Source organism: Limibacillus halophilus, assembly GCF_014191775.1.
GTDB classification, from domain to species: Bacteria; Pseudomonadota; Alphaproteobacteria; order Kiloniellales; family CECT-8803; genus Limibacillus; species Limibacillus halophilus.
Map to the genome: position 1 here is coordinate 483,656 of NZ_JACHXA010000002.1, position 12,231 is coordinate 495,886.

11 protein-coding genes are annotated in these 12,231 nt (G+C 59.6%); 6 read left to right on the plus strand and 5 right to left on the minus strand.

The genetic code is table 11. The features are described from left to right. The first annotated feature begins 51 nt into the window (after positions 1 to 51). The 4 genes from FHR98_RS05425 to FHR98_RS05440 all read left to right on the plus strand — a co-directional run bounded on the left by FHR98_RS05425 (position 52) and on the right by FHR98_RS05440 (position 4,372). Positions 52 to 1,911: an ABCB family ABC transporter ATP-binding protein/permease gene (locus tag FHR98_RS05425; protein WP_183415611.1), complete on the plus strand. Its 1,860-nt coding sequence runs from the start codon at positions 52 to 54 to the stop codon at positions 1,909 to 1,911. Between the two features lie 72 nt (positions 1,912 to 1,983). Further along, positions 1,984 to 2,964 (plus strand): methylmalonyl Co-A mutase-associated GTPase MeaB, encoded by a 981-nt coding sequence (meaB, locus tag FHR98_RS05430; protein WP_183415612.1) that lies wholly within the window; start codon positions 1,984 to 1,986, stop codon positions 2,962 to 2,964. Between the two features lie 140 nt (positions 2,965 to 3,104). After that, a complete protein-coding gene (rpmB, locus tag FHR98_RS05435; protein WP_183415613.1) occupies positions 3,105 to 3,410 on the plus strand; it encodes a 50S ribosomal protein L28 in 306 nt (101 codons plus the stop codon). Between the two features lie 185 nt (positions 3,411 to 3,595). Beyond that, positions 3,596 to 4,372 (plus strand): dienelactone hydrolase family protein, encoded by a 777-nt coding sequence (locus FHR98_RS05440; protein ID WP_221205731.1) that lies wholly within the window; start codon positions 3,596 to 3,598, stop codon positions 4,370 to 4,372. Positions 4,373 to 4,516: 144 nt separating this feature from the next. Here FHR98_RS05440 and FHR98_RS05445 read toward each other — a convergent pair whose 3' ends face one another. Both FHR98_RS05445 and rpmE read right to left on the minus strand, forming a co-directional pair. Beyond that, positions 4,517 to 4,984: an Hsp20 family protein gene (locus FHR98_RS05445; protein ID WP_183415615.1), complete on the minus strand. Its 468-nt coding sequence runs from the start codon at positions 4,982 to 4,984 to the stop codon at positions 4,517 to 4,519. Between the two features lie 274 nt (positions 4,985 to 5,258). After that, positions 5,259 to 5,483, minus strand: a complete 225-nt coding sequence (gene rpmE / locus FHR98_RS05450; protein WP_183415616.1) for a 50S ribosomal protein L31 — start codon at positions 5,481 to 5,483, stop codon at positions 5,259 to 5,261. Positions 5,484 to 5,674: 191 nt separating this feature from the next. On the opposite strand from rpmE, the gene FHR98_RS05455 reads away from it, so the two are divergent. Next, positions 5,675 to 7,495, plus strand: coding sequence for an ABC transporter transmembrane domain-containing protein (locus FHR98_RS05455; RefSeq protein WP_183415617.1), 1,821 nt, complete (start codon positions 5,675 to 5,677; stop codon positions 7,493 to 7,495). A gap of 7 nt (positions 7,496 to 7,502) precedes the next feature. Here FHR98_RS05455 and scpA read toward each other — a convergent pair whose 3' ends face one another. The 3 genes from scpA to FHR98_RS05470 form a co-directional block, all read right to left on the minus strand. Then, positions 7,503 to 9,653 (minus strand): methylmalonyl-CoA mutase, encoded by a 2,151-nt coding sequence (gene scpA, locus FHR98_RS05460; protein ID WP_183415618.1) that lies wholly within the window; start codon positions 9,651 to 9,653, stop codon positions 7,503 to 7,505. Positions 9,654 to 9,798: 145 nt separating this feature from the next. Continuing rightward, entirely contained in the window at positions 9,799 to 10,872 is a 1,074-nt protein-coding gene (locus FHR98_RS05465; protein ID WP_183415619.1) for a quinone-dependent dihydroorotate dehydrogenase, read from the minus strand. 6 nt (positions 10,873 to 10,878) lie between these two features. Further along, positions 10,879 to 11,226 (minus strand): DUF952 domain-containing protein, encoded by a 348-nt coding sequence (locus FHR98_RS05470; protein ID WP_183415620.1) that lies wholly within the window; start codon positions 11,224 to 11,226, stop codon positions 10,879 to 10,881. 114 nt (positions 11,227 to 11,340) lie between these two features. Between FHR98_RS05470 and FHR98_RS05475 the strand changes: the two genes are divergently transcribed. Next, on the plus strand, positions 11,341 to 12,180 hold the full coding sequence (locus tag FHR98_RS05475; RefSeq protein WP_183415621.1) for a branched-chain amino acid aminotransferase: 840 nt from the start codon (positions 11,341 to 11,343) through the stop codon (positions 12,178 to 12,180). The last annotated feature ends 51 nt before the right edge of the window (positions 12,181 to 12,231 follow it).

The following is a 12,231-nucleotide window of genomic DNA, read 5'->3' on the forward strand; positions in this document are numbered from 1 at the left end:
CCATGTCGTGATTGAGCTTGCCTTTATTGTGGATATGCCTAACTAGGGCGGATGCGCCCGACAACCATAGACTCCTCGACCTCCTCCGACGGTCACTGGAAAACCCTGCGGCAGTTATTGCCTTATCTCTGGCAAGCAGATTCCCGCGGTTTGAAGCTGCGCGTGGTGATGGCGCTTAGCTTGCTTGTCGCTGCTAAGCTGACGAACATTTACGTGCCGCTGATCCTCAGGAATGCGGTCGACAGCCTCTCTGCACCGGACGCCAGCCTAATCGTAGCGCCGGTCGGTTTACTTCTCGCCTACGGCGGCGCGCGAGTCGGCGCATTGGCGTTCGGCGAATTGCGCGACGCGCTTTTCGCCCGCGTTGCACAGAACGCAATCCGTCAAGTCGCCCTAAAAACCTTCAGGCACTTACATGCCTTGTCACTGCGGTTTCACCTTGAACGCCAGACCGGCGGCCTGACACGCGCCATTGATCGTGGCGTCAAAGGTATCGAGTTCCTGCTCTTCTTCGTCCTGTTCAACGTTCTGCCGACACTGTTGGAGGTCGGGCTTGTAGCGGGCTTGCTATGGTGGCTTCTCGACTGGCGCTTCGCGGCCGTGACGTTGCTCACCATCGTTGGATACGTCGTTCTAACCTTCAAGATCACGGAATGGCGCATTGGCCTGCGCCGTGCCATGAACGACGCCGACAACGTTGCCAATACACGCGCCGTCGACAGCCTTCTGAACTATGAGACGGTCAAGTACTTCGGCAACGAGGAGCACGAAGCCCGGCGATTCGATAAAGGGCTACTGGCTTACGAGAAAGCTGCGATTCGCAGCCGCACCAGTTTGTCGCTCCTCAACGTCGGGCAAAGCCTCATCATTTCGCTTGGCATCACTGTCATGATGATCCTGGCCGCCGTAGGTGTCGCGGACGGGTCACTCTCGTTGGGCGACTTCGTCATGGTCAACGCATACCTCTTGCAATTGGCGATGCCGCTCAATTTCCTGGGCACCGTTTATCGCGAAATCAAGCAGTCCCTGGTCGATCTGGAGATGCTCTTTCGCCTTGGCGCGGAGGAAGCCGAAATCAAGGATCGCCCCGGCGCCGAGGAACTGGTCGTTCAAGGCGGCACCGTGGTTTTCGAGGACGTGCGTTTCAACTACGACCAGCGCCGCAAAGTCCTGAAGGGCATCTCCTTTACCGTCCCTGCCGGAAAACGAACCGCCATCGTGGGGCCGAGCGGCGCAGGAAAGTCCACGATCTCTCGGCTGCTGTTCCGCTTTTATGAGCCCGACAGCGGCCGGATTCTCATCGACGGCCAGGATATTGGCACCGTCACCCAAAGCAGCCTGCGCGCCGCTATCGGCATCGTACCCCAGGATACCGTCCTGTTTAATGATACGATATACTATAACATTTCCTATGGCCGCCCCAACGCACCCAGCGAGGATGTCGAGGAGGCAGCCAAGTTAGCGCGCATCCACGATTTCGTGTCGCAACTCCCCGACGGCTATGACACCGCCGTGGGCGAGCGCGGGCTAAAGCTCTCCGGTGGAGAGAAGCAACGTGTCGCCATCGCACGAGCTCTGTTGAAGCGTCCGGCGATCTTCCTGTTCGACGAGGCCACCTCTTCGCTGGATACCGCAACCGAACGTGACATCCAACGATCACTCTCCGATGTATCACGCGACCGCACGACGCTGGTCATTGCCCACCGTTTGTCGACGGTGATAGATGCGGACGAAATCATCGTCCTGCGAGATGGCGAAATCGCAGAGCGGGGCCGCCATGCCGAATTGCTGTCGCAGCGCGGTGTCTATGCCGAGATGTGGGCTCGTCAGCAAAGCGGTGAGGAAGAGGATCGCGGACTTTCCATTCGCAAGGCTTCCGAGATGATGGCGAAGCCGGAAAGCACAGGTTAACCTTGCTCCCGCCATGGCACAGACGAATCGGATAGACATCTTCTTGCCGCAGCCGGTCGCGGAGCAACGCCTATGAACGCCCCGGAATCCCTATTGAATCAAGCCAGGAACGGTGATCGTCGCGCATTGGGCCGCGCCATCACCTTGATCGAGTCTACACGGCGCGATCACCGGGAGCAGGCGCGGCGCTTGTTGGAAGCCGCCCTACCGGAGAGTGGCAAGGCGATCCGCCTTGGTATCACCGGTACGCCCGGCGTTGGGAAGTCGACCTTCATCGAGACCTTCGGCCTTCATCTCCTGGAGGCCGGGCGCCGTGTTGCTGTGGTCGCGGTCGACCCCTCCTCCAAGCGGGGCGGCGGCTCGATCCTGGGCGACAAGACACGCATGCCCGAGTTGTCGCGGAGCCTTGATGCCTTCATCCGTCCCTCCCCCACCGCTGGTACGCTGGGCGGCGTTGCACGCCGTACCCGCGAGACAATGTTGCTGCTGGAGTCGGTGGGTTACGACGTGGTCATCGTCGAGACCGTAGGCGTCGGTCAATCCGAGACAGCCGTGGCTGAAATGGTCGACATGTTCCTGTTGTTGCTCTCCCCTGCTGGCGGAGACGAGCTCCAGGGCATCAAGAAGGGCGTGGTTGAGCTGGCCGATCTCTTCCTCATCAACAAAGCAGACGGCGATCTGGAGAAGGCTGCCCAGCGCGCAGCTGCGGAATATCGTCACGCCTTGGGACTCCTAAAGCCCAGCTACAAGGACTGGCAGCCGAAGGTTCAGCTATGCTCGGCCCTTACAGGCGCGGGCATCAGCAAAGTTTGGGAAACGGTCACCGCATTTCATGAATCTTTGGCGCCGAGCGGTGCGCTTAAGGATAGACGCGCCGCACAAGCACAGGCTTGGTTCTGGCAAACCCTCGAAGAAGGATTGTTGCAGACTCTCAAGGACGATCCTGCCGTCAAAGCGGCCCTTCCCGCATTGGAAGGTGCGGTGCGTGACGGAACCACAACGCCGACACTGGCTGCCGAGGATCTGCTTGCTCGATTTTTGCGCAGATCCTGACCTTGGGACCGCTTTCAGCTTGACGCACAAGTGCCAAGACCGTAAAAAGCGGCCTCAATCGGGCGCTTCCCTAGCGAAGCGCTCGTAGAGTTTTAGGAAATTCGACGACTTCAAACGACCAGATAACGGGATTTAGAATCATGGCACGACGTTGCGCCTTCACCGGCAAGGGTGTGCAGACCGGCAACAATGTCAGTCACGCAAACAACAGGACCCGTCGCCGGTTCCTGCCGAACATGCAGGACGCCGCGCTCTATAGCGAGGTCCTCCGCAAGGCTGTCCGCGTGCGCCTGACGACCAGGGCGATTCGTACGATCGAGCATAATGGCGGCATCGACGCATTCCTGCTGTCGACCCCGAATTCCAAGCTTGGTCAGGATGCGCTCGTGCTGAAGCGGGCCATCGCCAAGGCGAGCGCCAAGCGCGAGGCAACCGCCGCCGCCTGAGGCCGCGACTGCTACATAGCCGATCAGACGAGCCCGCTACTCACTTGAGTTGCGGGCTCTCTTCTTTTCGTGAGCTTGTAGCCTCGCTCACAAATTCGTGAAGTCCATACCTTCCAAGCCTTCTCTCGCATAAGCTGCCATAATCGCCCCTTTGGGTTGTTGCCGCATAGTGTATGGAGGGTTCCATGGTCCCACTACAACGCCGTTCACTGCTCGCCGGTATCGCAAGTTTGCCGCTCGCCACAATCCTAGCCGATCCACGGTTGGCGCGGGCAGCAGCGGAGGAAACGCAAACAGTCACTATCACGACGCCCGGCGGCCATAAGGTTTCCGGGGCTCTTGCACTGCCGGAGGCCAAGCCGGCGCCCACCGTTCTGCTAATTCATGAATGGTGGGGTCTCAATGACCAAATCAAGACAATGGCCGTTGAATTCGCCAAGCAGGGATATGTCGCGCTGGCGGTCGATCTGTACGGTGGCAAAGTGGCCATGGCGGATGACCGCGACGCAGCCAAGGCGCTGATGAGCTCTGTCGACGGCAGCGTGGCGACAGAAACCCTGACCGCCTGGGCCGAATGGCTGCGGACCCATGAGTCCAGCACAGGCAAGCTTGGAACGGTGGGATGGTGCTTTGGCGGCGGCTGGTCGCTCAATGCCTCCATCGCCACGCCTGTCGATGCTACGGTTATCTATTACGGCCGCGTCAATCGTGCGTCGGAGGATTTGGTCAACTTGAAGGGACCGGTGCTGGGACATTTCGCGACGCGCGACGGTTTCATCAACAGCGATATGATTGGCGAATTCGAAAAGATGATGGCCGAAGCGAAGAAATCCCTGGAGGTCCACTGGTATGTCGCCGACCACGCCTTCGCCAATCCAACAGGCAGCCGCTATGACGAGGAAGACGCGGCGCTGGCTTGGACCAGAACGCTGACGTTCCTTGCCCGCAATCTGAAGGGTTAGCGGCAGTTCCATCCTTCGAAACAAAGGCTGCGTCACCTCCTCGGAATGAGGAGCTTGATGGCGGATCCAAACGAAAAAAGGGCCGGCCTCCCGTTCGGGGAAGTCGGCCCTTCAGTCTTGCGGTGTTGTTTAGGCGGTCAGCCGTCAGGCTGCTTTCTGCTCAATCGCCTTGGTTTTGGTCGCCGCGCTCTCGATCTGGACGGTGCGGGGCTTCTTCGCCTCCGGCACTTCACGCACCAGCGCGATATGCAGCAGTCCGTTCTCAAGCTTGGCGCCGGTTACCTTGATAAACTCCGCCAGGTCGAAGCGGCGCTCGAAGGTACGGCTGGCGATGCCGCGATGAAGATAGGTCACCTCTTGCGGTTCAGCTTTCTCCTTCGTTTCGCCACGAACGACGAGATTCCCGTCGGAAACGGTGATCTCTAGTTCATCCTCGCCGAAACCGGCCACCGCCATGGTGATGCGGTAGTCGTCTTCGCCAAGCTTTTCGATGTTGTAGGGTGGGTAGCCAACGGCCTGCTCATCGAGGCGGGTCATCCCGTCCAAAAGACGGGCCATCCGGTCGAAACCAACCGTTGAACGCAATAGTGGCGTGAGATCATAGCTTCGCATGACAATAGTCCTCCTTAACGTCGAAGCGACTTACTGACCCTCTGGCGCAACGGATACCGAATTGGTCATCCGCGGCTCTGGGGCCGTCAAAGGGCGGAACCCGACTATTCGGCGTCCCGTCCGAAACCTATTTGGGGTCGGTAAAAATCAGCGTCAAGAGGGAATTTTTCGAGAAGGTGCGCTGCGTAACTCAGCCGACGCAAAAAAGCCCTCGGGTCGCCGCTGATACGGCGCCCCGAAAGGCTTTTGACTTACCGACGGTAAGGCGTCGAACTTAGGACTTAAGGCCGAGACCCTGGAAACGCTTGTTGAACTTGGCAAGCTGGCCGCCGCTATCCATGAGGCGGTGCACGCCCGTCCAAGCCGGGTGCGTTTTGGGATCGATGTCCAGACGGAGGGTATCGCCCTCTTTGCCCATGGTTGAGCGCGTCTCGAACTCGGTGCCGTCCGTCATGATGACTTTAATCGTGTGGTAGTCTGGGTGAATGTCTGTCTTCATCGGTTCTGCTCCTGAAGTGGCGGTTTCTATAGCCGAGGTACGAAGCCAAGGCAAGGCCCGCGATCCAATTTTTCCCTGGAACTTGAGCCAAGCCGGGCAATGAGATAGCAATAAACCGTGCCGCCACTGTCAGGTTGGCCGATTCCCGGACCCAAAACGACGAAACCAGGAAAAGCAGGACACGCCGGACAATGATGCGCGAACCCTCATCCGCCGACGACCCATCACACGAGGATAAGCCGCGAAAAAAGGACTTGCGGCCGCTGGCGCGGCTCTGGCCGTTCCTCTTGCCTTACAAGAAGAACATCATCTACGCCCTTCTCGCGGTGCTGTTCTCCGTATCCATCGTGCTGACCGTTGGCTGGGGCATCCGCTTTCTGGTCGATACCGGTCTTTCCGAGGGCAGTATCGCCCTCCTCAACAAGGCCGTGATCGGTCTGTTCTTCCTCGTCCTCCTATTGGCCATCTCGGTTTACTTCCGCTTTTACAGCGTCACGTGGCTCGGCGAACGGGTCGTGGCGGACATGCGGCGTGCGGTTTTTGATCATGTGGTGAAGTTATCGCCGGCGTTTTACGAGATTACCAGAACCGGCGAAGTACTCTCGCGGGTCACCACCGACACCACACTTCTTCAAGTCGTCGTCGGCACCTCCCTACCTATCGCCGTACGCAATGTGCTGCTGTTCATCGGCGGCAGCATCGCTTTGTTCGTCACCAGTCCGAAACTCACGCTTATGGTCTTCCTGGTGCTGCCGCTGGTCATTCCGCCCATCATCATCCTGGGCAAGAAGGTGCGCCGCCTCAGCCGCGAATCCCAGGACCGGGTTGCGGATGTGGGAAGCCGTCTGAATGAAACGCTGTACGGTATTCGCGTCGTGCAGGCCTTTGGGCATGAAGCCCGCGAACGCAACCGCTTTGCCAGTGAGGCGGAGGAAGCCTTCCAGTCGGCTGTACGCCGCACCAGGGCCAGAGCCGGGCTCACTGCCATTGTCATTCTACTGGCGTTCTCGGCGGTCGCTTCCGTGCTGTGGGTTGGCGGTTACGATGTGATCGAAGGCCGACTCTCGCCCGGCGACCTCTCTGCGTTTGTGTTTTACTCGATCATCGTTTCAGGTTCGATGGGCGCGTTGTCCGAAGTTGTCGGAGATCTGCAACGCGCCGCCGGCGCAACCGAACGCATCTATGAATTGCTGGAAGTGGAACCGGATATCATCGCTCCCACGCAGATCGTACCTTTGCCGGTGCCACCGCGGGGCGAGGTTCATTTCCGGAATGTGACCTTTCGCTATCCCTCCAGACCGAGGGATGCCGCACTCGATAGGTTCGATCTGACCGTGGGTTCTGGCGAAAAAGTCGCTCTCGTGGGTCCCTCCGGCGCGGGGAAATCGACGGTTTTCCAATTGTTGCTGCGATTCTACGACCCACAAGAGGGCGAGATTCTGTTTGACGGCGTCGATCTGCGAGCCGCTGATCCCGGCCACCTGCGCGCGCGCATTGGGCTGGTGCCTCAAGAACCTACGATCTTCTCGGCCACGATCGCCGAGAACATCCGCTATGGCCGTCCCGACGCCAGCGACGAGGAAGTCGAAGCCGCTGCCACCGCGGCTTACGCAACGGAGTTCATCGACACGCTGCCCGAGAAATTCGAAACCTTTGTCGGCGAGCGCGGCGTGCGTCTGTCCGGCGGCCAGCGCCAGCGTGTCGCCATTGCCCGCGCCATCCTTCGTGACCCGGCCCTTCTTTTGCTGGATGAAGCAACCAGTTCTCTTGACGCTGAGAGCGAGCGGATGGTGCAGCAGGCCTTGGAGCGCCTGATGAAGGGCAGAACCACCTTGATCATTGCCCACCGCTTGGCGACCGTTAAGAAGGCGGATCGTATCGAGGTGATTGACAATGGCAGCATCGTCGATCGGGGAACCCACGAAGAACTGACAGCCAGAAGCGGGCTATACGAACGGCTGGCGTCCCTGCAGTTTCAAACCAGCGGGGACCTGGATACCGCAGCCTCTTGATGTTCGATCAAGCTGCCTTGCGCAGCCTGCGAACCAGCCCCAGGACTTCCTGGGCAGCAGTGGGAATGTTGGTCCCGGGCCCATAGATGGCGGCTACGCCGGCATCCTTCAGGAAGCTGTAATCCTGTTGCGGTATCACGCCGCCGCAAATCACGACGATATCTTCCGCGCCCTGATCGCGCAGAGCCTGGATAAGTTGCGGCACCAATGTTTTGTGCCCGGCTGCCTGGCTGGAGGCGCCGATAATATGGACATCATTCTCCAAGGCCTGGCGGGCCGCCTCTGCCGGCGTTTGGAACAGTGGGCCGATATCGACATCGAAACCCAAGTCGGCAAAAGCGGTGGCGATGATCTTCGCCCCGCGGTCATGGCCGTCCTGGCCCAGCTTGACGACCAGCATACGCGGGCGTCGGCCCTCTTCGTTTGCAAAGGCCTCCACATCCCGGCGAATTGCCTGGAAATCCTCGTCTTGATCATAGGCCGAGCCATATACGCCTGAGATCGATTGGGTCGTCGCCTGATAGCGCCCGTAGACCTTTTCCAGGGTGCTGGATATCTCACCGACCGTTGCCCGGGCGCGGGTGGCGACGACCGCCAGTTCAAGCAAGTTACCCTCGTCGGTTTCCGCCGCCTTGGCCAAAGCCTGGAGCGCCTGCTGACAAGCCTGCTCATCACGCTCGGCGCGGATGCGCTTCAAGCGTTCAACCTGGCCCTGCAAGACCTTTGTGTTATCGATATCCAGGGCCGGAACCGCGACATCCTCCTCCGGCTGATAACGATTGACGCCGACGATGGTTTCCTCGCCCCGGTCGACGCGCGCTTGCCAGCGGGCCGCCGACTCCTCGATGCGCAGCTTGGGCATGCCGCTCTCGACCGCCTTGGTCATACCGCCCATCTCCTCAACCTCGGCAATCAGCGCCTCGGCGTGCTGGACTAAACTGGCGGTCAGGCTTTCGACGTAGTAACTGCCGGCCAGCGGATCGACGACCTTGGTAACGCCGGTTTCCTCGGCCAGGATGAGCTGTGTGTTGCGGGCGATTCTTGCGGAGAACTTGGTCGGCAGGCCAATGGCCTCGTCGAAGGAATTGGTATGCAGCGACTGCGTGCCGCCCAGAGCAGCCGCCATCGCCTCATAGGCAGTGCGGATGATGTTGTTGTACGGGTCCTGCTCGGTCAGGCTGACCCCCGATGTCTGACAATGTGTCCTGAGCGCCAGGGAACGTTCGTCCTTTGGGTCGAACTGCCGCATCAGCTTGGACCAGAGGTAGCGCGCCGCCCGCAGCTTGGCGACTTCCATGAAAAAGTTCATGCCAATGGCAAAGAAGAAGGAAAGACGTGGAGCAAAGCGATCGACGTCCAACCCGCGTGAGCGAGCGACCCGCACATACTCCAGTCCGTCGGCCAGGGTGAAGGCAAGTTCCTGGACCGCCGTCGCTCCGGCTTCTTGCATGTGATAGCCGGAGATCGAGATTGAGTTGAAGCGTGGCATATGCTCGGCGGTAAAGGCGATGATATCGGCAACGATCCGCATAGAGGGCCGCGGCGGGTAGATATAGGTGTTGCGAACCATGAATTCCTTGAGGATGTCGTTCTGGATCGTTCCGGCAAGTTGTGCATGGGGAACCCCCTGCTCTTCTCCAGCCACGATGTAACCCGCCAAAACCGGCAACACAGCGCCGTTCATGGTCATGGAAACGGTCATCTGATCCAACGGAATGCCATCGAATAGGATCTTCATGTCCTCAACCGAGTCGATAGCGACGCCGGCCTTGCCAACATCGCCGACAACACGGGGGTGATCGCTGTCATAGCCCCGATGTGTCGCCAAATCGAAGGCGACCGATAGGCCTTTCTGACCTGCTTTCAGATTGGCCCGGTAAAAGGCATTGGAATCCTCGGCGGTTGAGAAGCCGGCATACTGGCGGATAGTCCAGGGTCGACCGGCATACATGGTCGCCTTGGGGCCACGAAGATAGGGCGCAAAACCGGGTAGCGATCCCAGCGTTTCCAATTCGGCCAGATCAGCTTCGGTGTAAAGCGGTTTGACCGCAATGCCTTCTGGCGTTTGCCAAGTAAGGTCTGAAGGGCTCTTTCCCTTCAATTCCTTTTGCGCTACCGCCTCCCAATCGGAAAGCGTCTTCTTGTCGAAACCGGCCATGCCACCGTCCTTGCCATCATCCCTCGGGCAGGACCCTTAGCTTTTCAGCTCAGGCCCGCCTATGTCGCAGTGCAATAATTTTGCCACTATAAGGCCGTGCCGCGGTCCGCGTCCATATGTCAGGGATTCGCACCGCTGTTACCGGTTAGCGCCGATGATCCGCGCCGATGGCTTCCGAGAGGCTTGCGTACCCATCCCGGCGTAAGAAGTCCGCCAAGCCCTCCTTTATCTCCGGGATCAAGTTTGGCCCCCGATAAACAAGGCCGGTGTATAACTGAACCAGGCTGGCCCCGGCGCGTATCTTCGCATAGGCGTCCGCGGCGCTGAAAATTCCCCCGACGCCTACCAGCGGCAACTTCCCTGCGGTCAAATGGTAGAAATCGGCCAGAACCTTTGTCGAAGGCGCAAAGAGCGGCCGTCCGGATAGACCGCCGGTTTGGTCTTTGCTTTCACTCCGCAGGCCGGGCGGGCGTTCGATGGTGGTATTGCAAACGATCAAACCGGACAATTCGGTCGCAAGCGCAACCTCGGCGATGTCGGCCTTGTCCTGTTCGGTCAGGTCCGGTGCGACCTTAAGCAGCAACGGTGGTTGGCTTGCCAATCGGCGGCGCGCAGCCTGCACCGCTTCTATCAACTTTTGCAGGCTTTCCCGGCTCTGCAGCGCCCGCAGGCCCGGCGTATTGGGCGAGGATACATTGATGACGAGATAGTCCGCGTAAGGCCCCAATGTTTCAACGCCCCTGCAGTAGTCGGCGGCAGCGTCATCGCTGGTCTTGTTCTTGCCGAGATTGACACCCAACGGTGCAGTAAGAGCGGGTTGTCCTGAATTGCGCAGGCGCGCCAGACGCGCGGCCACCCGGGTCATGCCCTCGCTGTTAAAGCCGTAACGGTTGATGACTGCCTCGTCTTGCCGAAGTCGGAAGACCCGCGGCCGCGGATTGCCGGGTTGAGGCTGGGGGGTAACGGAACCGATCTCCACCAGTCCCAAACCCAGGCCGATCATTGGCCGCACCGCCTCTGCATGTTTATCAAAGCCCGCCGCGATACCGACCGGATTGCGGAAGGTGAGCCCCCAGACGTCCAGTTGTAGGATCGGATCGTCCTTGTACCCGCCAGCAGAGGCCAAACCGGCTTGCAATGCCCGGATCGTCAGCCGGTGCGCCCGCTCGGGATCGAGCGATGCCAGCAGGGGAGCCGCAAGGGAATAGAGCCTAGTCACGCGTGCTCAGTAAGCCTCCGGAAACAGGTGTCGCTCTTCGGCATCCAGATGCAATGGCCAGGTTCGGATAACCGCCGTCAAGGGTAGCGGGCCATAAAGGTGCGGGAACAAATGACCACCGCGCGACGGCTCCCATTTCAAGGCATCACCAAGCCGCGCCGGATCGACGGCGATCAACACCAGATTATCCTGTCCGGCGCGGTGCTTTGCCGCGCTCGCCTCAACCTGTTCGGCTCTGGAAAAATGGATGAAGCCATCGGCCCGATCTTGCGATGAGCCGAGATAGCGGCCTTCCGCTTCTGCGGCCGCCCATTCGTCAATGCGACAGATATGATAGATGCGTTTGTTCACCATGGCGGCGCAGACTAGCCCAAGGCAGTCCGCATGAACAGTGATTGCAGGCGCTTGCCGCGGATCGTGTCTGGGGTATGCTAATGCCATCAATTCTGGCAAGCGGAGCGGAGCGTCATGAAGCCTATACATTTTGTGAACGGCGGCTGGAAGTCGGGCAATCCGGCGATCATTGGACCGATGGATCACGTAATGTGGATGGCCTCGACGGTCTTTGACGGCGCCCGGGCCTTTGACAATCTGGTCCCGGACCTGGATCAGCACTGCCAACGGCTTGTGAACTCGGCAAACAACTTTGGACTGAAAGCAATCCTCACCGCACCGGAGATTCAGGAGCTCTGCCTGGATGGCGTCAGCCGCTTCAAGAAGGGCTCGGAGCTATACATCCGCCCAATGTTCTTTGCCGAATCCGGCTTCGTGTCCCCCGACCCGGAATCGACACGCTTTTGTCTGTCGGTTTATGAGGCGCCGCTGCCCAAACCGAAAGGCATGTCCGTCACCCTCTCTTCGTTCCGCCGCCCGTCACCCAACATGGCGCCGACCCTGGCCAAGGCGTCCTGTCTTTATCCCGCATCCGGCATGGCGCTCAGGGAAGCCTCCGCGAAGGGTTTTGACAACGCCGTGGTTCTGGACGCCATCGGCAATGTGGCGGAGCTGGCGACCGCAAATATCTGGATGGTGAAGGACGGCGCCGCGCACACTCCCATTCCCAACGGCACCTTCCTGAACGGCGTGACGCGTCAACGGGTCGCTGGCCTGCTCAGCAAAGCCGGAATCAAGGTTCATGAGCGCAGCATCACCTACCCTGAGCTCTGCGATGCGGACGAGCTTTTCACCACCGGTAACTACGGCAAAGTCATGCCGATCACCCGCATCGAGAAACGCGACCTGCAACCCGGTCCGGTCTATGCCCGCGCCCGCGATCTTTACTGGTCCTACGCCCACGGCGACGCCTGAGGAAACATCATTTCCCGGGAGGTTTAAGTAAAGAGTCTCCGCCAAACGCAA